The sequence below is a fragment of the Clostridium sp. CCUG 7971 genome, from assembly GCF_017590215.1.
Lineage (GTDB): Bacteria > Bacillota > Clostridia > Peptostreptococcales > Peptostreptococcaceae > Faecalimicrobium.
On sequence record NZ_JAFFPK010000066.1, the window covers coordinates 28715 to 53952 of the forward strand.

The 25238-nt window shown below is 27.8% G+C and carries 27 protein-coding genes and 1 pseudogene; 25 read left to right on the forward strand and 3 right to left on the reverse strand.

The features are described from left to right. Positions 1-18 precede the first annotated feature (18 nt). The 7 genes from JWF52_RS09420 to JWF52_RS09450 all read left to right on the forward strand — a co-directional run bounded on the left by JWF52_RS09420 (position 19) and on the right by JWF52_RS09450 (position 5677). Entirely contained in the window at positions 19-666 is a 648-nt protein-coding gene (locus JWF52_RS09420) for a permease prefix domain 1-containing protein (protein WP_208333322.1), read from the forward strand. Positions 667-669: 3 nt separating this feature from the next. Next, the gene (locus tag JWF52_RS09425; RefSeq protein WP_208333323.1) at positions 670-1560 is read left to right on the forward strand and encodes a DUF4097 family beta strand repeat-containing protein; all 891 of its coding nucleotides are present in this window, start codon (positions 670-672) and stop codon (positions 1558-1560) included. Positions 1561-1713: 153 nt separating this feature from the next. Continuing rightward, complete coding sequence (locus JWF52_RS09430) at positions 1714-2133, forward strand: HutP family protein (protein ID WP_208333324.1); 420 nt, start codon at positions 1714-1716, stop codon at positions 2131-2133. Positions 2134-2588: 455 nt separating this feature from the next. After that, a complete protein-coding gene (locus tag JWF52_RS09435) occupies positions 2589-3581 on the forward strand; it encodes an ABC transporter substrate-binding protein (protein ID WP_208333325.1) in 993 nt (330 codons plus the stop codon). Between the two features lies 1 nt (position 3582). Next, entirely contained in the window at positions 3583-4458 is an 876-nt protein-coding gene (locus JWF52_RS09440; RefSeq protein WP_208333326.1) for an ABC transporter permease, read from the forward strand. Beyond that, a complete protein-coding gene (locus JWF52_RS09445; RefSeq protein WP_208333327.1) occupies positions 4451-5245 on the forward strand; it encodes an ABC transporter ATP-binding protein in 795 nt (264 codons plus the stop codon). The genes JWF52_RS09440 and JWF52_RS09445 overlap by 8 nt, the downstream gene beginning before the upstream one ends. A 153-nt stretch (positions 5246-5398) precedes the next feature. Continuing rightward, positions 5399-5677, forward strand: a complete 279-nt coding sequence (locus tag JWF52_RS09450; RefSeq protein ID WP_208333328.1) for a hypothetical protein — start codon at positions 5399-5401, stop codon at positions 5675-5677. 217 nt (positions 5678-5894) lie between these two features. On the opposite strand, the gene JWF52_RS09455 is transcribed toward JWF52_RS09450, so the two are convergent. After that, positions 5895-6320: a hypothetical protein gene (locus JWF52_RS09455; RefSeq protein WP_208333329.1), complete on the reverse strand. Its 426-nt coding sequence runs from the start codon at positions 6318-6320 to the stop codon at positions 5895-5897. 280 nt (positions 6321-6600) lie between these two features. Here JWF52_RS09455 and JWF52_RS09460 point away from each other — a divergent pair, with 280 nt between their 5' ends. The 6 genes from JWF52_RS09460 to JWF52_RS09485 all read left to right on the forward strand — a co-directional run bounded on the left by JWF52_RS09460 (position 6601) and on the right by JWF52_RS09485 (position 11236). Next, positions 6601-7125, forward strand: a complete 525-nt coding sequence (locus JWF52_RS09460; protein ID WP_208333330.1) for a YcxB family protein — start codon at positions 6601-6603, stop codon at positions 7123-7125. A 249-nt stretch (positions 7126-7374) separates the two neighbouring features. Continuing rightward, positions 7375-7938, forward strand: a complete 564-nt coding sequence (gene ahpC / locus JWF52_RS09465) for an alkyl hydroperoxide reductase subunit C (protein ID WP_208333331.1) — start codon at positions 7375-7377, stop codon at positions 7936-7938. 101 nt (positions 7939-8039) lie between these two features. Then, positions 8040-9713 (forward strand): FAD-dependent oxidoreductase, encoded by a 1674-nt coding sequence (locus tag JWF52_RS09470; protein WP_208333332.1) that lies wholly within the window; start codon positions 8040-8042, stop codon positions 9711-9713. Between the two features lie 42 nt (positions 9714-9755). Beyond that, positions 9756-9899, forward strand: a complete 144-nt coding sequence (locus JWF52_RS09475; RefSeq protein WP_208333333.1) for a hypothetical protein — start codon at positions 9756-9758, stop codon at positions 9897-9899. A 172-nt stretch (positions 9900-10071) separates the two neighbouring features. Beyond that, entirely contained in the window at positions 10072-10545 is a 474-nt protein-coding gene (locus JWF52_RS09480; protein ID WP_208333334.1) for a methylated-DNA--[protein]-cysteine S-methyltransferase, read from the forward strand. Then, positions 10538-11236, forward strand: coding sequence for a DNA alkylation repair protein (locus JWF52_RS09485; protein WP_208333335.1), 699 nt, complete (start codon positions 10538-10540; stop codon positions 11234-11236). Before JWF52_RS09480 ends, JWF52_RS09485 begins: the two co-directional genes overlap by 8 nt. A gap of 84 nt (positions 11237-11320) precedes the next feature. On the opposite strand, the gene JWF52_RS09490 is transcribed toward JWF52_RS09485, so the two are convergent. Then, positions 11321-12322: a helix-turn-helix domain-containing protein gene (locus JWF52_RS09490; protein WP_208333336.1), complete on the reverse strand. Its 1002-nt coding sequence runs from the start codon at positions 12320-12322 to the stop codon at positions 11321-11323. Between the two features lie 295 nt (positions 12323-12617). On the opposite strand from JWF52_RS09490, the gene ptcA reads away from it, so the two are divergent. The 6 genes from ptcA to JWF52_RS09520 all read left to right on the forward strand — a co-directional run bounded on the left by ptcA (position 12618) and on the right by JWF52_RS09520 (position 20177). Then, positions 12618-13628 (forward strand): putrescine carbamoyltransferase, encoded by a 1011-nt coding sequence (gene ptcA / locus JWF52_RS09495; RefSeq protein WP_208333337.1) that lies wholly within the window; start codon positions 12618-12620, stop codon positions 13626-13628. 24 nt (positions 13629-13652) lie between these two features. After that, positions 13653-15041 carry an APC family permease gene (locus JWF52_RS09500; RefSeq protein WP_208333338.1) on the forward strand — a complete coding sequence of 463 codons (1389 nt, stop codon included), beginning with the start codon at positions 13653-13655 and terminating at the stop codon, positions 15039-15041. Continuing rightward, on the forward strand, positions 15042-16139 hold the full coding sequence (aguA, locus tag JWF52_RS09505; RefSeq protein WP_208333339.1) for an agmatine deiminase: 1098 nt from the start codon (positions 15042-15044) through the stop codon (positions 16137-16139). It abuts the gene before it with no gap. Positions 16140-16462: 323 nt separating this feature from the next. After that, entirely contained in the window at positions 16463-18523 is a 2061-nt protein-coding gene (locus JWF52_RS09510; protein WP_208333348.1) for a molybdopterin oxidoreductase family protein, read from the forward strand. 14 nt (positions 18524-18537) lie between these two features. Further along, positions 18538-18951, forward strand: coding sequence for a 4Fe-4S dicluster domain-containing protein (locus tag JWF52_RS09515; protein ID WP_208333340.1), 414 nt, complete (start codon positions 18538-18540; stop codon positions 18949-18951). Further along, a complete protein-coding gene (locus JWF52_RS09520) occupies positions 18951-20177 on the forward strand; it encodes an NAD(P)/FAD-dependent oxidoreductase (protein ID WP_208333341.1) in 1227 nt (408 codons plus the stop codon). Before JWF52_RS09515 ends, JWF52_RS09520 begins: the two co-directional genes overlap by 1 nt. A gap of 63 nt (positions 20178-20240) precedes the next feature. Here JWF52_RS09520 and JWF52_RS09525 read toward each other — a convergent pair whose 3' ends face one another. Continuing rightward, complete coding sequence (locus JWF52_RS09525) at positions 20241-21200, reverse strand: TDT family transporter (protein ID WP_208333342.1); 960 nt, start codon at positions 21198-21200, stop codon at positions 20241-20243. A gap of 186 nt (positions 21201-21386) precedes the next feature. Between JWF52_RS09525 and mobB the strand changes: the two genes are divergently transcribed. The 6 genes and pseudogenes from mobB to JWF52_RS09555 all read left to right on the forward strand — a co-directional run. Continuing rightward, positions 21387-21887, forward strand: coding sequence for a molybdopterin-guanine dinucleotide biosynthesis protein B (mobB, locus tag JWF52_RS09530; RefSeq protein ID WP_208333343.1), 501 nt, complete (start codon positions 21387-21389; stop codon positions 21885-21887). A 2-nt stretch (positions 21888-21889) separates the two neighbouring features. Beyond that, the gene (locus JWF52_RS09535; RefSeq protein ID WP_208333344.1) at positions 21890-23095 is read left to right on the forward strand and encodes a molybdopterin molybdotransferase MoeA; all 1206 of its coding nucleotides are present in this window, start codon (positions 21890-21892) and stop codon (positions 23093-23095) included. 12 nt (positions 23096-23107) lie between these two features. Beyond that, a complete protein-coding gene (gene mobA / locus JWF52_RS09540) occupies positions 23108-23680 on the forward strand; it encodes a molybdenum cofactor guanylyltransferase (RefSeq protein WP_208333345.1) in 573 nt (190 codons plus the stop codon). Continuing rightward, positions 23668-24098, forward strand: a pseudogene (locus tag JWF52_RS09545) (MOSC domain-containing protein). The gene mobA and the pseudogene JWF52_RS09545 overlap by 13 nt, the downstream one beginning before the upstream one ends. 188 nt (positions 24099-24286) lie before the next feature. Beyond that, positions 24287-24823 (forward strand): chromate transporter, encoded by a 537-nt coding sequence (locus JWF52_RS09550; RefSeq protein ID WP_208333346.1) that lies wholly within the window; start codon positions 24287-24289, stop codon positions 24821-24823. Continuing rightward, positions 24823-25238 (forward strand): chromate transporter (locus JWF52_RS09555; RefSeq protein WP_286184080.1); only part of this gene is annotated, 416 nt, incomplete at its 3' end. The genes JWF52_RS09550 and JWF52_RS09555, both read left to right, overlap by 1 nt.

The window sequence follows — 25238 nt, forward strand, 5'->3', positions numbered from 1 at the left end:
GAGATAGGAGAGGTAAAAATGAACAAAAAAATAGAAATGTATGTAAGTAGTTTATTTGAAAATGCACCTAAATCGAAAAAGAACTGTGATCTTAAAGAAGAGATTACATCAAGTGTAAATGATAAATATAATGATCTATTAGAATCAGGATTAGATGAAAAAGAAGCATATAACAAAGCTGTATCTAATATAGGTGATGTAGAAGAACTTATTGGATATGATTTTATGAATAAAGATGATGAAGAACAAAGAAAAAAATCAGCTAAGATTATAGCAATATCAGTTATGATGTATATAATATGTCCGATACCGGTTATATTATTTGAATCAGTGGGAACATGGGGTGAAGAATTAGGTACAGTAATAATGTTTGCACTTATTGCAGCGGCTACAGGACTTTTAATTTATAATGAAGTATCAAAACCTAAATATCAAAAAACAGATGATACTATGGTAGAAGAATTTAAAGAGTGGAAGTCAGCAAACGATCAAAATCATAGAGTAAGAAAATCTATTACATCTGCTATGTGGATTATGATAACCGCAATATATTTTTTAGTAAGTTTCACATTTGGGAACTGGGGAACTTCATGGATAGTATTTATAATTGGAGCATCTATAGAACAAATAATTAAGGCATTTTATGACTTTAAGGGGGATAAATAAGTTATGAGTAGGAAAAATGCTAAATTTAGGATAGTAATATGGTCTATAATAACTGTAATACTTATAGTTTTGTTTATAGGAGGAATATCATTAAGAAATGAAGATAATTTAAGTAAAACTAATGAATGGACTGTTAAGGTTGATAATTTAAAAGATATAAAAATAAATTTAACAAGAGACGATTTAGTTATAAAAACTACAAAAGATAAAGATATAAAAATAGTTGAGAGTAGCAATTATGAAATAAGTGAAAGAGAACAGTTAAAGATATCAGAAGAAAGTAGCAGTCTAAATATTCATAGAAATAATAACATATTAGGGTGGATATCATTTGGTAGATTTAAATTGAGAACTATAGAGATTTATATACCAGAAACTTATAAAGAAAATTTGACTGTAAATAATAATGTTGGATATATAGACGTATTATCAAATTTAAATTTAGAAAATTTTGAAATATATCAAAATGTTGGAGATTTAAATATTGAAGAAAATATTAGTTGCAATAGTTTTTATACAAAATTAGATGTAGGAAATATGGATTCTAAAATTATTAATACTAAAGAATATAATATTAAGGTATCAGTAGGAGATATTGATATTGAAGGTCTTAGTGGAAAAGGTAGTATAAAATCTAATGTAGGAGATATAAGATGTGAAATAGATAAAATAGATGGGAATATAGATATTAAATCTAATGTAGGGGATGTAGAGATATATATATCAGAAAATAGTAGTTTTGATATAGATGCTAAATCTAATGTTGGAGATGTTGATTCAAATTTCTCAGCAAATATAGATGGAAAAACATTAAAGTCATCTATAGGAACAGATATTTCAGGTACGATAAAAATAAAATCTAATGTAGGAGATATAAATATTAATAAAAAATAGAATTATAAAAAAATGTTAATTGTGTATATTACACCTATAAATAAATGCAAGCTTAATGATATAATAAGCTATAAAATATAAAAGTTTATTTTGGATTATAGAATTTTTGATATAAAAATCATGATATAAATAGCTTAATTAGGAGGTTTACTAATGAAAGAAAAGAATAGCGTCGATATAGCAAAGGCTTCTGTTAAAATGGCAATTTCTTCAAGACAAGAAGAAGAAAAACTTATAGAAGAATTTAAAAAGGAAAATGTTTTAGCTGTAGCAGTAGATATTGGTGGAAATTTAAATTCATCAATTCAAAAAATAATAGAAAGAGCTTTAGTTGCATCTAAAAGAACTGGAATAATTAAAGATTGTCATGTTCATGATGGTGCTATTGCAGGAGCTACTAGAGAAGCAATAATGCAGGTTGCAGATAAGGCAAATGGACTTAGTGTGGGTGGAAAAATTGGAGTTGCAAGACAAGGAGAGCATGTAAGTGTATGTATTTTCCTTAGTGTAGGATTACTTCATTTAAATGAAGTAGTAATTGGACTTGGACATAGATCAATAGCAGATTTATAAATTAGATAGTTGACAGAAGTGAAGAATCTATATATAATTCACTTTAATAGGAAAGTAGTATAGATAATATAGATTATCTTAGTAGGTAGAATAGTAGAACAGTAGTTTAATAGTATAAATGTTATGGAGAATTATAAGTATAGTAAGTAAACGTAGAATAGGAATTATTAATTCGCCAAACATTAAAAAATAATATATTAAAAATGTATTCAAATATATTAGTTTTATATATTTAGATACATAAATATTAAATAGTAGCACAGTAGCATAAGTAGGAGATATAGTTTTAATAATTAATTATTTTGGAATTAAAATAAGTCCTCTCCATTTAACTTTATGGAGGGGTTTTTTATTATAATAAATTATATCTGATTTTGACTACAAGAAAATACTATTTAAGACTTTGTTCTATTAATCATATATAAATTAAAACAAAGTATTTGGAGGTTGGTAGTATGGTAGCAAAAAAAATAATTTTATTAAGTTCAATTCTAGTAGGCATGTCTTTATTTTCAGCATGTTCAAATGGGAATTCTTCATCACAAGAAAATATGGTGAATATAGGGATATCCCAAATAGCATCTCACCCAGCTTTAGATTTAGCTAGAGAAGGATTTATAGAAGCCTTAAATTCTAAGGGATTTAAAGAAGGAGAAAATCTTAATTTAGAACTACAAAATGCAGAGGGTGATATTGCGACATCTCAAATGATATCTAACAATTTTACATCAAGTAATAAAGATTTAATATTTGCAATTGGAACACCTTCAGCACAAGGTGCTTTTAATACAACAAAAGATATTCCAATTATAACTACAGCAGTAACGGATGCTGTAAAAGCAGGTCTTGTAAAATCAGAGGATAAGTCAGGAACTAATGTGGCAGGGACTAGTGATGCAGTACCTATAGAAAAGCAATTAAAAATTATACAAGAAATTGTTAAAGATGTAAAAACTATAGGAGTTTTATACAATACTAGTGAGGTAAACTCTGAAGTTCAAGTAAATAATTTAAAAGAATTAGCTAAGAAAAATAATATAGAAGTAATTGTAAAGGGTGTAAATAGTGTAAATGATATAAGTCAAGGACTAGATTCTATCTTAGATAAAATTGATGTTTTATACACTCCAGCAGATAATATGATAGCTTCTTCAATGGCAATAATATCTTCTAAATCAGTAGATAAAAAAATACCAGTAATTGGAGCGGAAGAAGCTCACGTTAAAGGTGGAGCTTTAATCACAGAAGGTATTAATTACAAAAAACTTGGTTTCGAAGCGGGTCTTATGGCAGTTGAAGTTTTAGAAGGAAAAGATATAAAAGATCTATCTATAAAAACTTTAGAAGAAACAGAACTTGTTATAAATGAAGATACACTTAAAAAGCTTTCTATAAATATTGATAAAGACATAATAAATAGATCAAAGCTTATAAAAGGAGGTAAGTAATATGAACTTCTTTATAGGTACTTTAGAACAAGGTCTAATTTTTGCTATAGGAGCATTAGGAGTATATATAACTTATACTATATTAGATTTTCCAGATTTATCTGTAGATGGAACATTTAGTTTAGGTGCTGCAATTACTACAGCATTTATATTAAAAGATATTGATCCATTTTTATCATTGGTATTAGCATTTATGGGAGGAGCTATTGGAGGATTAGCTACTGGAATACTTCATGTAAAATTAAAAATAACTAATCTTTTATCGGGGATTTTAGTTATGATAGGGCTATACTCTATAAATTTAAGAGTAATGGGAAAGGCAAATCTTCCTATGATTAATAAGACTAATATATTCTCTAGTAATATATCGATAGTGATGATTTTAGTAGTAATGGTTTTAATAACTAAATTATTAATGGATATTTTATTTAAAACTAAGTTTGGTTTTATACTAAGAGCAACGGGAGATAATGACACATTAGTTACTTCCCTTGGAGTAAATAAAGGAACAATGAAAATAGTTGGACTTATGATATCTAATGGACTAGTAGCTTTAAGTGGAGCTATAATGGCACAATACCAAAGATTTTCAGATATATCTATGGGAAATGGATTTATAGTAGTTGCTTTAGCTTCTATTATACTTGGCCAATCTGTATTTAAAAATAGTAAGTTTTTAAAAGGAACTACAGTGGTTATAATAGGTGCATTTTTATACAAATTAAGCGTGGGTATTGCTTTAAATTTAGGTTTCCCACCAACAGATTTAAAATTAATAACGTCATTAATAGTAGTTATTGCTATAATTATGAATAATAACAATATATTAAATAAACTTAAATTTTCTTCAAGAGAAAGGGGGAGTTTAAATGCTTAAGATAAAATCAATAAATAAAGGTTTTAATAAGGAAACAATAAATGAAACTAGTATTTTTAATAATTTTAATTTAGAGATAAATAAAGGGGATTTTATAACTATTGTTGGAAGTAATGGAGCAGGAAAATCCACTCTTTTAAATATAATATCTGGTGCATTAGAGTTAGACTCAGGTAATATTTTTCTAGAAGAAAAAGATATAACTAATTTAAAAGAACACAAAAAATCAAGATTTATAAGTAGGGTGTTTCAAGATCCAACTAAGGGAACATCACCATCTATGACTATTTTAGAAAATTTATCTTTGGCAGATAATAAGGGTAGTAGCTTTGGACTTTCTTTGGGAGTTAATAAAAAAAAGATAGAGAAATTCAAAGACCCTCTTTCTATATTAAATTTAGGCCTTGAAGATAAAATTAACACAAAAGTAGGGATGTTATCAGGAGGACAAAGGCAAGCTCTTTCTTTACTAATGGCTACCTTAAATACACCAAAGATTTTACTTTTAGATGAGCATACTGCTGCTTTAGATCCAAAGACATCAGAAAACATTATAAATCTTACAAATAAAATAGTTAAAGAAAAAAATATTACAACGATTATGATAACTCATAATTTAAATCATGCTATAGAGTTTGGAAATAGGCTACTTATGATGCATAGGGGAGAAATAATTCTTGATATAGGAAGATTAGAAAAGAAGAATCTGACTAAAAATGATCTTATAGAAGAGTTTAATAAAATTACTTTTAAAGAAGAACTTTCAGATAGAATCATGTTTGCTTAATTTAATAATGAATGATAATATAACTAGTTTATTTAAATCATATTAAAATATAAATAATAAAAAACTCTTATACCTAATTTATGATTAGGTATAAGAGTTTTTTAAATTTGGAAAATAATGTATAATAGGGAATCGAACAAAATAGGAGGTCTTATGGGGAAAAAGAAAAAGATAGTTATTACATTAGCTTGTATTGTATTATGTATAGGTTATGGAAAGTACTTAGTAAGTAGAATAAAAAGTTTGGTCTACATGGAAAACAATTTAATGAATAGAGGAAGATATTTATTAGATAGAGAAGTAATGGAAATTATTAATACTTTTTATTCTCCTGATGAAAAGTATAAGGCTATTATATACTTTTACACAGGAGGCGGTGCTACAGTACCAAATAATGTTAGAGTTGCAGTTATTTCAAGTGATAAAAAATGAGCTTATGACTGCGATGTTAATTTTTCATTAAATAGAGCCTCTAGTGGTAGTGTCAATGCTAACTGGGAGAGTGATGATAAGCTAATTATTAGTTATAAAGATTATTCAGATGGTGTTATTAAAAAAGATAGTAAAGTAGGAAATATTAATATTTTATATGAAAAATTTAATTAATATTTATGAAAATTATATTATAGAGTAAATGGATAGAATAGATCTATACTCTATAATTTTCTACTAAATCTTGTAAGTTATATAGTTTTTCAGAAAGTTGATTTATCCTTATATTAGCCTCATTTTCATCTACGAATGTATAAAAATATGGGTTAGTAAAATCATCAAAGTATCTACCCATATCATCTAAAAATTCAATTGCAAGCTTTCTATGATCAATATTGTATTCATATAGCTTTGCTGGTTCATTAGAAATATTATGTATAATAAAGATACGATTATATTCAGATAAAATTAACAAAAATTCATTACCTTCTTCATCAAACCATACACTTGTAGGAAGTTTATTTTCAATTGTAGAAATAAATGCATTTACACAATCCATAGGTGTGTCAGTTAAATAACTTGGTGTTGCTTTAAAATCACCTAAAGTAAATTTAACCCATCCACAATCTGGTTTTGAAAACATAAATTTATCCTCCAATAAATAGAAATTATAAAAATTATTATAACATTAGTTAACCATTAAGTTAATAAAAACAACTTAAGTCAAAATAAAGATTAAAATTTTAAATATATGACCATTTAGACCTCAAAAACTACTATTTAAACCAAATATATATGCAGATTTGATATTAGATGTTATTATTTTAGAAAATAATTTTTAATATACAAATATAAAAATATAAAAATAGTATGTAAATATAATAGATAACCCAAAAGGGAGAGAAATAAAGGAGGTTTTTAAGATGAAGTTTGATTTTGAAATAACAGAAGACGATTACATTAAATTTAATTTATATCATATTGAAAATTCACCAGCTCACAAAAAAACATTTTATTTACTTAGATACTTAGTACCAGTAATTTTTTCAATACCAATATATTTTATAAGTCATAATTTATTTAGACAACCAAGTTTTTATTGGATTATAATTTCTATACTGTTTGTAATTGTATGGATTGTAACATATCCAAAACAATATAAAAACTTACTAAAAAAAGAAATTAAAAAATTATTGAATGAAGGTGATAATTCATCTATTTTTGGGAAAAAAACTTTAGAAATTGATCTAGATAATATAAAAGTATTTGGTGAATTTTCATCTGAAACTATTTTAAAAAGTAGTATAAAAAATGTAAAGGTCTATGAAGATATGATACTTATATATATAAGTGGATTTATTGCTGAAATAGTTCCAACTAGATACTTGGATAAAGATTTAAAAAATAAGATTTTAATAGAATTAAGGGAATATGTAGACGGTATATAAAATAATTTATTTTAGAAGTATGATAAGAAGCTGTATCACAAATAAGTGGTGCAGCTTTTTAATTGGACAAATGAATAATAAAATACAAAAATGGAATATTTTATGTTTAAATTTAAAATCTAGAGGTAAATATAAAATATAATAATGAAAATCATTATTAATTACTGTTGACAAATAGTAATATAAAGAATAAAATATAATTAAATAAATGATAATAGTAATCGTTACTAAAATTAGGAGGTAGTTAATATGTCATTAATAAATAAGAAAGTATCAGAATTTACAGTTCAAGCATATCAACAAGGAGAATTTAAAGAAGTAACACTTGATTCAGTAAAAGGACATTGGTCAGTATTTGTATTCTATCCAGCAGATTTTACATTTGTTTGCCCAACTGAGTTAGGGGATTTAGCAGATAACTATGAAAAGTTCAAAGAAATAGGTTGTGAAGTTTATTCAGTATCAACAGATACTCATTTTGTACATAAAGCATGGGCAGATGCTTCAGAAACAATAGGAAAAATAAAATATCCTATGTTAGCTGACCCAACAGGAAAGTTAGCTAGAGATTTTGAAGTTATGATAGAAGAAGAAGGCTTAGCTTTAAGAGGGACTTTCATAATAAACCCAGATGGAGAAATAAAGGCTTATGAAGTTCATGATTTAGGTATAGGAAGAAATGCAGAAGAATTATTAAGAAAAGTACAGGCAGCTCAATTTGTTGCACAACACGGAGATCAAGTTTGCCCTGCTAAATGGACACCAGGAGATGAAACATTATCACCAAGCTTAGACTTAGTAGGTAAATTATAATATTTATAGATAAACTTTAATCCTTAAGGGGATTGATTAAAATAAGAGGCATTGATATGCTTCTTATTTTTTAAATAAATTCATGTTGGGAGATTTTAAATATGAGTAAAGTATATGATTTAATAATAATTGGTGGAGGGCCAGCAGGTATATCAGCAAGTATATATGCAGGTAGAGCTAAGTTAAATACATTAGTTATAGAAAAAGAAAGTTGTGGAGGGCAAATAAAAACTACTAGTGAAATAGTAAATTATCCAGGCATAAGACAAAGTAGTGGCCCATATTTTATGGAAGAGATGAAACAACAAGCCCTAGACTTTAATGTTAAATTTAAAGAAGACGAAGTTTTAAATGTTGATTTAGATAGTGACATAAAAATAATTAAAACTAAGTCAGAAAACTTAAAATCAAGGTCTGTAATAATAGCAACAGGAGCATCTCCAAGAAAATTAGGATTTACAGGAGAAGAAAAGTTTACAGGTCGTGGAATAGCATACTGTGCAACTTGTGATGGTGAATTTTTCAAAGGATTAGAAGTATTTGTTGTAGGTGCAGGATTTGCAGCGGCAGAAGAATCATTATTTTTAACTAAGTTTGCTAGAAAGGTTACAGTTGTAGCAAGAGAACCAGAATTTACTTGTGCAAAATCTATAGCAGATAAGGTAAAGTCTCATCCTAAAATAGAAGTTAAATTTAATACAGAAATTATAGAAGCTGGTGGAGATGGTGTACTGCAGTATGCTAAATTCAAAAATAATGAGACTAATGAAGTATTTGAATATACAGCAAGTGAAAAAGATGGATCATTTGGTATATTTATATTTATTGGATATAAACCTCAAACAGGTTTATTTAAAGGGAAAGTTGATTTAGATAATTATGGATATATATTAACTAATGAGAATATGGAAACTAATGTTAGAGGAGTATATGCAGCTGGAGACTTAAGACCAAAGGAATTAAGACAGGTAGTAACAGCAGTTGCAGATGGCGCTATTGCAGCTACACGTGCCGAAAAGTTTGTATCAAGTGAAAAAGAGAGGCTTGGTATAAAAGAAGAAATTATAGAAGAATCTACTAATACAAGTAAAGTAGTTGAAAACAATGCAAAAGAGGAATTAAATTCTAATGTTAGTAAAAGAAGTAGTCTTTTAAACGATACATTAAGAAGTCAACTAAAAGGTATACTAGATAAAATTGAAAATGATGTAACATTAGTAACAGTAGTAGATGAAAGTTTACAAAAATCTTTAGAACTTAGAGACCTAGTTATAGACATAGCCGACCTTTGTGAAAAATTACATGTTGAAGTATATAAAAAATCTGAAAACTTAGATATAGAATCAAAAATAAATGCAGATAAACTTCCTGTAGTTGCCTTACTAGATAGTAATAAAAATTATTGCGGAGTTAAATTCCATGGAGTACCTGGGGGTCATGAATTAAATTCATTTATATTAGCTATATATAACCTGGGTGGTCCAGGTCAGAATGTAGATAAAGAGATAATAGATAATATAAAGGATATAAATAGAAAGACAAACATAAAGGTTGCAGTATCATTATCTTGTAATTTATGCCCTGATGTAGTTATTGCAGCTCAAAGAATAGCTATAGAAAATGAAAATATAGAAGCGGAGATGGTTAATATATCTGAATTTGATGAACTAAAATCAAAGCATAAGATAATGAGCGTTCCAGGGATCATAATTAATGATGAAGATGTATATTTTGGAGCAAAGAAAATAACTGAAATAGTATCCCTTATAAAGTAAGAAGTATAACAAGATTATTATTCAAATAAAGTAATGATCTATATGAAAAAGGTAGAACCTGTAGTATACAGAGATTTTGAAGTATATTTAAATCAAGAACCAGCTAATTCAAGGTTTGGATACCTATCAGAAGTAATAAAAAATAATTTAAATTTAATAGAAGCAAATAACCGTATCATAATTTAATGTGATGCGGTTTTTTAGGTAATAATTTGATTAAAAAAATATATATAAAAAGTAAAATACAAAATGCGGAAGAAATAATTTCAAAAGTATGATAAATTATAGATAAAAGTTCTATCTGTTATATATAAATATACAAAAGATTAAAAATAAAATAATAAATGGAGATACTTTTATGAAAAAAATATTTTATTATGAAACTAAAATTGGAAAAATTGGTATAGTACAAAATAATGAAAATATAACTAATATTTATACTTCTGACAAATTACCTTCAGATGGGATGGAAGTGGTGGAAACCCCACTAATTTTAAAAGCAGCAAATCAACTTAAGGATTATCTAGAAGGAAAAAGAAAATCATTTGATTTTTCTATTGAACCAGAAGGAACTGAGTTTCAAAAGAAGGTGTGGAAAGAACTTCAAAACACTCCTTATGGAGAAACTTTAAGTTATAAAGATATAGCAGAAAAAATAGGTAATCCAAAGGCCTCTCGTGCTATAGGAATGGCTAATAATAAAAATCCAATTTTGATAATAATTCCATGTCATAGGATAATAGGAAAAAATGGAAAATTAGTTGGGTATGCAGCGGGATTAGATATGAAAAAACAACTTTTAGAAATGGAAAAGGAAAATAAAAATGATTAGGGAGCAATTAGTAGAATTAGCAGAGGAGAATTATAAGGTTTTTTCTTCAAATTTGTTACCAGGAATAGATAATTTAGTTGGAGTTCGTATTCCTAATTTAAGAAAAATTGCAAAGCAAATTGTAAAATTAGATTGGAAAAGTTATATAGAAAATAATGATGAAATATATTTTGAAGAAGTTATGTTAAAAGGAATGATAATTGGATATTTAGAAAATCAAGATATTGAAGATATTTTAAAATATATATCTGATTTTGTGCCTAAAATTAATAACTGGTCTGTTTGTGATAGTTTTTGTGTAGGATTAAAAATAACAAATAAAAATAGAGAAAGAGTTTGGGAATTTTTAAAGCCATATATTTGTTCTGACAAAGAATTTGAAGTTCGATTTGCAGTAGTTATGATGATTAATTATTACATTAATGAAGATTATTTAAAGTTAGTTTTAAAAGAATTAGATAATATTAGTCACGACGGATACTATGCTAAGATGGCAGTGGCTTGGGCAATTTCTATTTCATTTGTCAAATTTGAAGAATTAACATTAGAATATTTAAAAAATAATAATATTGATGATTATACGTACAATAAATCATTACAGAAAATATGTGAATCACTTAAAGTTAAAAAGGATACTAAAGATATTATAAGAAGTATGAAGAGAAAAAGAATAAGATTATTAAAAGCCTAAATAGATGTCTATATTGTCATTAAAATATAACTAAAAGGATTAAATTTTAAAAATTTAGTCCTTTTTTATTATGGAAAGAATAAATTAATATTTTTCTATAGAAGAATTTTCAGCAGAAAATTCTTCATAAACACGAATTAACATGCTGCGCTTTTTTACATTAACCTTTTGAAAAATATTATGAATATGACTTTTAACTGTTCCTATAGAAATAACAAGCTCATTACTTATTTCTTGATTGTTTTTGTTTTGTAGTAATACTTCTAATATATCTTGTTCTCTAATTGTTAAATTATATCTTTCTGAAAATTGATAAAAAACATAATTTGAAATTTTAGTTTTATTTATTAATTCTAAATCGTCTGGGCTATCTTCTTTAAAAGCAGGTTTTACTATTATGGAATTATTAAATTGTTTAGAAAAATACCTAATAGCAGAAACTGCATAAATAATATTTAAAATATCCTCAGATATGCTTCTATTATTGATTTTAAGAGAAATGTGTGTGTAAATATCAAAACTAAAAATAACGATGGTATCTTCAATGATAATTAAAAATGAAAAAATAATAGTTAGAATTAGTAAGCTTTTATATCCTTTAATATTAGGATATTTTTCTATTAAATAAGAATTATTTTTTAAATATAAAATGCCAGTAAATCCTAAGTATAAAGTTAAAATTTGATAAGGAAGATAGTAAGACCAAACCATAAGAGCATCCTGAGAAATCATAGGTGTAAAAATTATAGAAACAGCAAGTAATATGAAAATACACCAATCAATAAATGAAATTTTCCTATCTAAAATATAGTGATGAATGAAGATTAAGCAAGTACCTGTAGCCATCATAATTACGGTTTTAAAGGCAGGTACATTTAGAAACTGTAGGTCATAGTAATGTGAAAAACTGCTTAAAAACTCAGACATATAGATGATAGTGTCATCAAAAATATAAAATAAAAATAGAACACTTATACATAGGTGGAAAGGATATTTTTTACGTAGGTATAGACTAGATGAATAAGTTAATGCGCTTGTGTATAAAGAAATTAAGAAAATATTATAAATAAAAACAGTAATTTTCAATAGATAATCCCTCCCTAAATAACTAACTAAATTTACCATAAAAGTAAATTTATAGTTTTAGTGTACTATAAAGCAAATCGTTTAGCAACTCAAAAAAACGTGTAAAATACAGGCGAAGATTAGAGAAGTTTAGAAGAGACATACACATAGGTTATAGAAAAATCTACCCTAAAGTAATATATTAGATTGATTTTAAACTTTAAATTTCGAAACTATGATTAAGGTATAAGTTGATCGATGAAACTTAGTAGTTGATTAACAAAATATACATTAAAAATTTAAGGGGGAAACGTTTATGCCAATAAAACATTTTATAGACACTAATGATTTTACAAAGGAAGAGTTAATGGAGATAATTAACCTTTCTCTTAAAATTAAAAGATGTATCAAAGTAGGCTATTATCCACAATTATTAAAAAATAAATCATTAGGAATGATATTTCAACAATCATCAACAAGAACGAGAGTATCATTTGAAACAGCAATGACTCAATTAGGTGGTCATGCACAATACCTTGCACCAGGGCAAATACAATTAGGAGGACATGAAACTCTAGAAGATACTAGTTGTGTATTATCTAGATTAGTAGATATAGTTATGGCACGTGTTGATCGTCATGAAAGTGTAGCAGACTTAGCAAAATATGCAACAATTCCAGTAATAAATGGTATGTCTGATTATAACCATCCAACACAAGAGATGGGAGATATGTGTACTATTATAGAGCATTTACCAGAAGGTAAAAAACTAGAAGATTGTAAGGTAGTATTTGTTGGTGATGCAACTCAAGTTTGTACTTCATTAATGTTTATTACTACAAAATTAGGTATGCATTTTACACAATTTGGACCTAAAGGATATCAATTAAAAGAGGAACATTTAAAAATAGCAGAAAAAAACTGCAAGGTTTCAGGAGGTTCTTATACTATAACTGATAATGAAGATGAAGCATTAAAAGATGCTGATTTTGTTTATACAGATGTATGGTATGGATTATATGATGCAGAGCTTTCAGAAGAACAAAGATTAGCAATATTTTATCCTAAATATCAAGTAACCCCTAAAATGATTAAAAAGGCAGCTCCTCATGTTAAATTTATGCATTGTTTACCAGCAACAAGAGGTGAGGAAGTTGTAAATGAAGTAATAGATGCACCTTATTCAATAGTATTTGATGAAGCTGAAAATCGTCTAACTGCAATGAGAGGTTTACTAGTTTACTTTATGAATTTGGCTGCTAAAGAAATAGATAAAGAAGAACAGGCAAAGGCAAAAGCTGACTTAGAAGAATTTATGAATAATTAGGAATCGGGGAAGGGGCAGGAGAAAATGAATGAGACTCAAGGAAAGAAAAAATTTAGATTAACGGATGCTGTCTTATCCGTAATCTGTGTAGTATTTGTTGCGGAAGCAGCAGCTCCAGTAGCAGCTATAGGTAACTCACAATATTTTTGGTGGATATTCCTGATGTTAACATTCCTTTTGCCATATGGTTTGATTTCTTCGGAATTAGGTACTACCTATAACGGAGAAGGTGGATTATATGACTGGGTTAGAAAAGCGTTTGGGCATAAATGGGGAGCAAGGGCATCTTGGTATTATTGGATCAACTACCCATTATGGATGGCTTCTTTAGCAGTAATATTTCCTGAAATTTTAGGAATTGCTTTTGGTATAAAAATTCCTTTAATTGCATCATTACTTATAGAATTAGCGTTTATATGGATTATAGTAGCTATTAGCTTTTATCCAGTATGTGATAGTGTATGTATTTTAAACGGTGCAGCATTTATAAAAGTATTATTAGCTGTTGTAGTAGGTGTACTTGGTATTTATGGAGCTATTACTAAAGGTGTAGCAAATGAATATACATTAACTTCCCTACTTCCATCTTTTGATTTAAATAGTTTATCATTTATTTCTGTTATATTATTTAATTTCTTAGGATTTGAAGTTGTTTGCACATTTGCAGATGACATGGAAAATCCTAAAAAACAAATTCCCCAGGCAATTATTATTGGAGGGATTGTTATAGCAGCAATTTATATATTCTCTGCATTTGGTGTAGGCGTTGCAATTCCAACATCTGAAGTAAGCACAAGCAGTGGATTAATTGATAGTATACAGTTATTAACAGGAAAAACAGGTGGATTATTTATTTCTATAATGAGTATTTTATTCTTATTAACTTTATTTGGAAATATGGTTTCTTGGGCTCTTGGAGTAAATAATGTGGCTTGCTATGCAGCGTCAAATGGAGATATGCCTAAAGTATTTGGTAAAAAAAGTAAAAAGAATGGTATGCCTGTAGGATCTTCAATGATGAACGGAATAGTTGCATCATTAGTAGTAATTATAGCACCACTTTTACCAAATGAGGATTTATTTTGGAGTTTCTTTGCATTAAATCTTGTAATGTTTTTAGCAGCATATTTACCAGTATTTCCTGCATTCTTAAAACTTCGTAAAATTGACCCTGATAAAGAAAGACCATTTAGAGTTAGTGGAAGCGATTTTGTATTAAAAGTTCTAGCTACACTACCAATGATTATGATTATTATTTCTTTAATATTTATTGCAGTTCCAATGAAATTTGATACAGCAAGTTTAGCAGAAACACTACCAATTACAATAGGTTCAATTATTTTCTTCATAATAGGAGAAATTCTTATAAAAGTAAGAAACGTTAAAAATAAATCAAAAGGGGAGATAAAATAAATGAAAAAGTTAACATCTACTCCGAAACAAGATGGCTTTAGAATGCCAGGAGAATTTGAAGAACATGATGGTTGTTGGATAATATGGCCGGAAAGACCAGATAATTGGAGACTTGGAGGTAAACCAGCACAGCATGTATTTGTAAAAGTTGCAACAGCAATTAGTGAATTTGAAAAAGTTACAGTGTGTGTAAGCAATGCTCAGTATGACAATGCACGTAATATGTTACCAGATAATATACGTGTAGTTGAAATATCAAACGATGATTCTTGGATTCGTGACTGTGGACCTACTTTTGTAACAAATGGAGAAGAAGTAAGAGGTGTTGATTGGTCATTTAATGCTTGGGGAGGATTAGTTGACGGTTTATACTTCCCTTGGGATAAGGACGATCATGTAGCTAGAAAAGTATGTGAAATAGAAAGAAAAAATAGATATCGTTTAGATGATTTTATTTTAGAAGGTGGATCTATTCATGTTGATGGTCAAGGAACATTAATAGTAACTGAAGAGTGCTTATTAAGTGAAGGGCGTAATTCTCATTTATCAAAAGAAGAAATTGAAGAGGTATTAAAAGAATACTTAAATCTTGAAAAAATAATTTGGATTCCACGTGGCATATACAATGATGAAACAAACGGACATGTGGATAATATAATTCACTATGTTGAACCAGGTAAGGTGATATTAGCTTGGACCGAAGATAAAAATGACCCACAATATGAAATATGCCAAGAAGCATATAAAATCTTAAGCAATTCAACAGATGCAAAAGGAAGAAAATTAGAAGTTGTTAAATTAATGCTTCCAGATAATATATTAATTACAAAAGAAGAAAGTCAAGGTGTAGATGGAATAGATGGAACATTTCCTCGTGAAGAAGGCGACCGTTTAGCAGCTTCATATGCAAATTTCTATATGGCAAATGGAGGCGTAGTATTTCCTACTTTCAATGACTCTAATGATGAAAAAGCAAGAAAAACTCTACAAAGTTGCTTCCCAGATAGAAAAATTGTTGGAGTTTATGCAAGAGAAATATTATTAGGCGGAGGGAACATACATTGTATAACACAACAACAGCCAAAATCTAAAAAATAAAAACTAGGAAATTTTTTAAGTAGCCTTTATAAGAGGCTACTTTTTATTTAGAATAAAGAAATTTAGACTTTTATTAATATTATAAATCTAGCATGATATTTAATTTTAATAAAGAGAATAATATTGATAAATTCTCTAAGTATCTAAATTTATAATGTTTTATAACAATGAAAATTGTTAAAAAATTGACTTAAACTATTGTATATGTGATTAAAATCACAGTATAAAAATTTATTAAACTATAAAATAAAAGTAATAGAAAATTTATTAATTTACGAAGTGGAGATGTAAAATAATATGAAAAAACCCAATCAACTTGTAATATATGTGCACTTGCATGTAACTTAGATTTTTACGTTGAAGATGACAAAATAACGAAGGTACTGCCTACAAAAGATTATCCAGTAAATAAGGGGTTTTGCTGTATAAAAGGTATAAACCTTGATAAACAACAAACGAAAATAAAGTCAAGAAAAAGACCTCTTTTAAGAGATGAAAATAATGAAATGAAAGAAATACCTTGGGAAGATGGTTTTAAAATATTTGCTAAAAAAATGACAGATATTCAACAAAAATATGGGAAAGAAGCAGTAGCATATATAAGTACAGGTCAAATGACGACTGAAGATATGGCTCTTTTAGGACATGTAGGAAGAAATTACATGGGAATAAATGGTGATGGTAATACAAGACTCTGTATGGCTACAGCAGTTGTTGCGCACAAGCAAAGTTTTGGATTTGATTCACCACCGTATACATTAAAAGATGCAGAACTTTCAGATACTATTGTATTTGTTGGGGCAAATCCAGTTATAGCCCATCCAGTATTTTGGGGGCGTTTAAAAGATAATAAGGATGCAAAAATTATAACTATAGATCCTAGAAAATCAGAAACAGCAGCTAAGTCAGATATATGGATAGATATTAAACCAAAGGCAGATTTAGTTTTAATTTATACAATAGCTAATATTTTAATAGAAAAAGGTTGGATAAATAATGATTATATAGAAAACTTCACAGAAGGGTTTGAAGGTTTCAAAAAACATGTTAAAAAATTCACTTTAGATAAAGTTTATCAAGAAACTGGAATATCTAAAGAAAGAGTTCTAGAATTAGCAGAGATTATACACAATGGAAAAAGAGTATCTTTTTGGTGGACAATGGGAGTAAATCAAGGTTACCAAGCAGTAAGAACTGCACAAGGTATAATAAATCTTGCATTAATAACAGGAAATATAGGAAAACCAGGAACAGGTGCAAATTCATTAACAGGTCAAAGTAATGCAATGGGTTCAAGAGCATTTAGTAATACAACAGGGTTTTATGGTGGAGGAGATTATGATAATACAGCTAGAAGAGAAGCAGTAGCTGAAGCATTACAAATTGATGAAAGCTTATTACCAACTAAGCAGACAATACCATATAACGTAATAATAGAAAAAATTAAATCTGGTGAGATAAAAGGTTTATGGGTAATATGTACAAACCCAAGACATTCATGGGCAAATAATCAAGAGTTTGAAAAAGCAGTTAAAAATTTAGATTTCTTTGTAGTACAAGATATATATGAAGATACACATAGTGCTAAACTTTGTGACTTATTCTTGCCTTCAGTTCCAGGTATAAAAAAAGAAGGAGTACTTATAAATACAGAACGTAGATTATCAAAACTTAATCCTATAATACCCAAGGAAGAAGGGGAAATGTCTGATTATGAAATATTTTATAATATAGGTAAAGAATTAGGCATGGGAAGCTTACTAGATAACTGGAAAACTCCAAAAGATGCATTTGAACTACTTAAAAAGTGCTCTAAAGGTATGCCTTGTGATATAAGTGGAGTAACTTATGAAATGTTAGAAGGAGAAGATAAAAAAGGATCAAAAGGAGTACAGTGGCCATTTAGAGCAGGTGATGTATTACTTAATGATGAAAGAAGACTATTTGAAGATAATAATTATTATACCTCAAGTAAAAAAGCTAAAATAATTTTTGAAGATATAACACCAAATCCAACAACAACTTCAAAAGAGTTTCCATATATATTTAATTCAGGAAGAGGAACAGTAGGACAATGGCATACTGGGGTTAGAAGTAGAGAAATAGATGCAGTAAATAGAATAATTAGAAAAGAATCTTATGTATTAATAAATACTAAATTAGCTAAGGATTTAAATATATTAGAAAATGAAAGAATTAAAATAAAATCTCAAAATGGGGTAACTAGTGAATTTAGTGCAGTAATATCTGATGATGTTAAGTATAATCAGTTATATGCACCTATTCATTATATAGAAACTAATTCACTTACTCCATCTATATACGATCCGTACTCAAAAGAACCATCATATAAAACTGTAGCAGTAAACATTATTAAATGCTAGTAAAGGGGATTAATATGAGAAGAATTAATATAGATAGAAAAAAATGTGTTGGATGTTTAACATGTACAACTGCATGTATGGTATCTCATGATAGTGAAGATACAAGAAGTAGGATAACAATTGATAGTAATTTAAAATATGCACCGATATTTTGTAGACATTGTGATAGACCAGAGTGTGTTTATACTTGTATGACAGGTGCTATGAGCAAAGATAGTAAAACTGGCCTTGTAAACTATGATAAAGATAAATGTGCAAGTTGTTATATGTGTATAATGGCATGTCCATATGGAGTATTAAAAGCTGATAGCAAAAATCAAAAGGAAATAATGAAATGTGATGGATGTAAAAATCATAAATCAGGTACATCTCAATGTGTAGAAAAATGCCCAATGGGAGCAATTACATTAGAGGAGGTACAAAATTAATGAAATATATAGTTATAGGGGCATCAGCTGCAGGAATAAGTGGAGTTAAAACTTTAAGAGGATTAGATAAGAACGCAGAAATAACATTAATATCTAAAGACGAAAATGTATACTCAAGGTGTATACTACATCATTATATATCAGGTCATAGAGATATAGAAAAGCTTAATTTTACAGATAAAGACTTCTTTAAAGAAAATGATATTAATTGGATTAAAGGTGTAGAAGTTAAAAATGTAAATGATGAAGAAAGAAATATAACACTCTCAAGTGAAAAAATATTAAGCTATGATAAATTAATGATTTGTAGCGGAGCATCTGCATTTATACCTCCTATTGAAGGTTTGAGAGAAGCTAATAATGTAGTAGGTCTTAGAAATTTAGACGATGCAGTTATTATAAAAAAACAAGTTAAAAAGATTAAAAATGTTGTAGTACTAGGAGCCGGGCTTGTTGGAATTGATGCAGTAAGTGGGTTACTAGATTATGACGTAAACATAACTTTAGTAGAAATGGGAGAAAAAATACTTCCTCTACAATTAGATAGTTATACATCAAAAGTTTATGAGCATAAATTTACGGAACGTGGAGTAAATTTAAAATTAGGAGTAAAAGCTGAAAAATTATTACTAGATTCAAATAATAACCCTAAAGGGCTAATGATAAATACTGGAGAAGAAATACCATGTGAATTAGTAATAGTTGCAACAGGAGTAAGGGCAAATATTTTATTTTTAGAAAATAGTAATATTAAGTGTGATAAATTTGGACTTATAATAGATGAAAAGGGTAAAACAAATATAAAAGATATATATGGTGCAGGGGATGTAACAGGAAGAAATCCTATATGGCCAACAGCTGTTAAAGAAGGAATAATTGCAGCTAATAATATGGTAGGAAAAGATACAAGAATGACAGATTTCTTTGGTAGTAAAAATACTATGAACTTTGTTGGTATAGCTACGATGTCAATTGGTATGGTAGAAGCTAAAGATAATACTTATAATGTAGAAGTAGAGGTTGATGGAGAAAACTATAAAAAAATTATCCACAAAGATGGGAAAATATATGGAAGTATAATACAGGGAGACTTATCTTATGCCGGAATATTAACTCAACTTATAAAAGAAAATATTGATATTTCAAAAGTAAAGAAAAATTTATTTGATATAGACTACTCAGATTTCTTTAATGTGGAAAAGAATTTTGAATTTAGTTATAAATAAAATCCCTTTAATAATAATTAAAAATGGGGCGTAATCTCTAATTTGAGACAGCCCCTTTTAAATTTATATATTCTTAGTTTTAAATGAGTTTATAAACATTCTTATAAAATTATAGACTACAAAGACTATCCCAGCACAAGCTATTACAAGTTCAATTGAACCAAATTCTCTAAGTATAATTGAGAAACTAGTTTGACCTAAATTATCCATAAAAGCAGAGACTTTAAATGTTGCTAATGTAGATATTGCAAGTGGAAATGTTACTCCAGCAAAAGTAGGTATAAACTTCATGCTAAAAATTTTAGGAAATCTAGTATACATATATATTGTCATTATAAATACAAGTGCATATAAAAATAAAACTAAATATACATTTGGCTCACTAAATAAAGTTAAATAAGCAACTACACAAAGGCTTGGTGGTGCAGACATAATAGACAGTGTAGGGTATGGTCCATCTGCAACAGGTTTTGTACATAATCTATGAATCATAAATGGTAGTATTACAAAATAAGCAGTAAATGCAAAATAAAAAATACAATTTACAAGAATAGGTTCATTCATGCCTGGACTAGTTATAACAGAAACTATGATTCCAACATATGCTACCCAAAATGGTGGTAGAAACTTTATATGTTCAAAATTTTTAATTAAGTTGTTATAAGTAAATATTATTATTATTATTATATTTAGACAGACAGCAAATAACCATAAAGATTTTCCAAGTGCATAGTTATAATTTACATAATAAGAAGCCATAAGCATCATAGACATACAAAATGTAGGATATATGCTAGCTAAAGTCATATCCTTAAGCTCTAAGGCTACTTGTTTTGGGTATAAAAATAATTTTAAAAATCCTGAAATTATTAGTATTACTCCAAGATTAACAGATATGTGTCTTAGAGAATTAAATCCTAAAGTTGCAAATATATTAGCTAAAGTAAGTACACTTAATAGGGTGGCAACAGCACCAATGAGTAAGTTTTTAATTTTTTCTTTTAAAATAGAAATATTAGACAATGAATTAAACCTCCTTGAAATCCCTAATTACTTCATTATAAGAGAAGTAAAATTATGTTATTTTTTTATCATATAAATATTATACTTTAAAGCAAAATGAATTTATGTGACGAAAGTCTCATTTTTAACATATATATGATAAATTTTAAACAAAAAATAAAACTATATAAGTTGAAGGAGTAAAATATGTCAAAGGTAATAAATATAATCGGATCAAGCTCTAATGTAGGAAAAACCTTTCTAATAGAAGGATTGATAAAAGAGTTAACTAAAAGAAATTTAAAAGTAGCAACAATTAAACATGATATCCATGGCTTTGATATAGATAAAGAAGGAAAAGATACATATAAACATAGAAAAGCAGGAGCACAAACTGTTATAATATCGTCAAAAAATAGATTAGCAATGATAAATGAACTTGAAGAAGAAAAGAAGCTAGATGATATTATTAATATGATTGATAATAAAGATATTATCCTTGTTGAAGGTTATAAAAAAAGTAATCTTAGAAAAATAGAAGTATTTAGAGATGGAATTAGCAAGGAGATTATATCTCCTAAGGAGAAATTAATAGCAATAGCAAGTGATATAGATATTAGTTTTGAAGAAATACCTGTAATACATAAAGAAGACTATAAATTACTTGCTGATTTAATAGAAAAAGAAAAAGATTATATTAAGGAGTAGATATGAAAAGCTTTATAAGTTTAGAAGAAGCAATAGAAATATTAAATATTAATACAAAAGCTTTAGAAGTTGAAGAAGTAGATTTAATAAAGGGAATAAATAAGACATTAGCAGAAGATATTTATTCTAAAATCAACAATCCTCCTTTTGACAAATCTGCTATGGATGGATATGCTATAATTTCGGAAGATACTTTAAATGCAAAAGTAAAACTTAAAGTAATAGATACAATTTATGCAGGAGAATGCTCTAATAATGAAGTTACTAAAAATACCGCTATTAAAATAATGACAGGAGCGCCTATTCCAAAAGGTGCAAATGCAGTAGTAAAGCAAGAAGATGTACATATATATGATAAATTTATAGAAGTTAATAAAATAGCTAAACCCAATCAAAATATATGCTTTAAAGGTGAAGATATAACGAAAGGAAGCCTTTTAGTTAATAAACATAAAAAACTTAATTATTCTGATATAGGAATAATTGCAAGTTCTGGAATTAATAAAATAAAAGTTTATAAAAAGCCTAAGGTAGCTTTTATTAGTACAGGAGATGAAGTATTAGATATAAATGAAAATCTTACAGAAGGTAAGATATACAATAGTAATAAATATAGCATACTTTCTAGAGTTTATGAACTTGGATATGATGTTATAGGCATAGATCATGCAAATGATAGTAGCAAAAATATAGGAAATATTATAAAAGAATTTTCAAAAGAAAGCGATTTAATAATTACTACTGGAGGAGTATCAGTTGGAGAAAAAGATTTATTAAAAGATACTATGGATGATATAGGTGCAGAAAAATTATTTTGGAAGGTAACGATTAAACCAGGATCAGCAGTATTATGTTCTAAATTTAACAACTCTATTATAATAAGTCTTTCAGGTAATCCAACAGCATCATTAACAACTTTTGAACTTTTAGCAAGACCAACATTAGATAAACTAAGTGGTAATGAAAAAATAGAAATAAAAAGAGAGAAGGCAATACTTTTAGGTAACTTTAATAAGAAGAGCCCACAAAGAAGATTTATAAGAGGGAAAACAGTTTATAATGAAGGTAAACAGTATGTAGAAATGACTCAAATAAAAACTGGGAACGGAATACTAAGTTCAACAAAAGACTCTAATTGTCTAATAGAAGTTCAAAAAGGTAATACAGGACTTGAAGAGAAAGTATTAGTCGACATAATTAAATTCTAAGGAGGGTTAGCTTTGATTAATAAAACCCTGGCCATTTTAGCAGGTGGAAAAAGTAGTAGAATGAACTACAATAATAAAGCGTTTTTAAGTTATAAAGATAAAACTTTTATAGAACATATAATAGGTTGTGGAAAAGATTATAAAGAAGTTATAATAGTAGCTAATGATGAAAATTTATACGAAAGATTTAACTTAAGAATTGTTAAAGATATATATGTAGGAAATGGTCCTTTATCAGGAATACATACAGCACTTAAAAATTCCATTACAGATAAGGTTTTATGTATAGCATGTGATATGCCTCTAATTAATAAAGAAATTATAAATACTTTAGGTAATTATAGTGAAAATTATGATGTATTAGTTCCTAAAGTAGATAATAGACTACAACCTCTGTGTTCAATATATTCAAAGAATATAATCAATAATATTGAACATAGCTTAAATAAAAATGAAAATAAACTTCAAAAACTAATAAAAAACTTAGATTACAAAGTAATAGAAGGATTTGAAGTTGACAAGTTTTCAAACATTAATACACCTGAGGAATATAAGGACTTGGAGGAGAAGAAATGCACAAATTAATAGCAATATGTATAAGTGAAAAAAGGGTACTTCAAAAACTATGGTTGAAGAAGCTAATGTCATAGAGGACTTTGGTATAGAAAGTGATGCTCATGCAGGGAAGTGGCATAGACAAGTAAGTCTTTTAGCACTAGAAAAAATTGAAGATTTCAGAAATAAGGGAGCAAAGGTTGACTTTGGGGCATTTGGAGAGAACTTAGTTGTAGAAGGTATAGAGCTAAATAAACTTCCCATAGGTCAAAAGATTAAAGTTGGAGAAATTGAGCTTGAAGTAACTCAAATAGGGAAAAAATGTCATGATAAATGTGCAATATATTATCAAGTAGGTCAATGTATCATGCCTAGCAATGGAATATTCACAAAAGTATTAAAAGGTGGAAAAGTAAAGGTTGGAGATGAATGTGTCCTATTAGATTAAAATAGTGAAAGCTATAAATATTTTTATTTATAGCTTTTTTATATTAACTTAGATATTAGGAAATAGTAGTTATAAAAGTAAGTAATTACACAATAAATACTAGTTAAAATAATATGAAATTTATGGTAATAAAAGATTTATTTAAGTTATATTTTATTTTATAATAATCCTATATAGGAGGTATGTATATGAGTGAGTTATTTGATTTATTTAAGACATTTTTTAGAATTGGGGGATTAACTTTTGGAGGTGGATACGCAATGCTTCCTATGCTAGAAAAAGAAGTAGTTGAACAAAGAAAGTGGACAACGAGTGAAGAACTATTAGACTATTATGCAGTTGGTCAAGCTACACCAGGAATAATTGCAGTAAATACAGCTACATTTGTAGGATATAAAGTAAGGGGTATAGTAGGTGCATTTTTTGCAACTTTAGGGGTGGTATTTCCATCTCTTGTAATAATATTAATAATAGCAAGTTTTTTACAAAACTTTGCACAGTATGAAGTGGTAAAACATGCTTTTTCAGGAGTTAGAGTTGCAGTAGCGGTGCTAGTTTTAAATGCAATAATCAATCTGTGGAAAAATTCAGTAGTAGATAAAATAGGAGTAGTAATTTTTGCAGTAACATTTATACTAGGTGCGTTTTTAAATATTTCACCTATTTATATAGTTATAGGGGCGTCTGTATTAGGACTGATACTTAAGTTTAGGAGAGCAAAATAATGATAATTACATATATACAATTATTTTTTGAATTTTTTAAAACAGGACTATTTGCTATCGGTGGTGGGCTTTCCACGTTACCATTTTTGTATGATATAGCTGAAAAATATACATGGTTTGATAAATCCATGCTTGCCGATATGATAGCAATATCTCAATCAACTCCAGGACCAATAGGAATAAATATGGCAACATATGCTGGATTTAATGCAGCTGGAACATTAGGAGCAGTTATAGCCACATTTGGACTTGTACTACCATCATTTATAATAATAATTATAGTAGCTCATTTTCTAAAGAAATTTAGAGAGAGTAAGGGGGTAAATGCAGTTTTTTATGGGATTAGACCAGCTGTGACAGGACTTATAGCAATTGCAGGATTTGAGATTTTAAAATTATCAGTTATTACATTAAA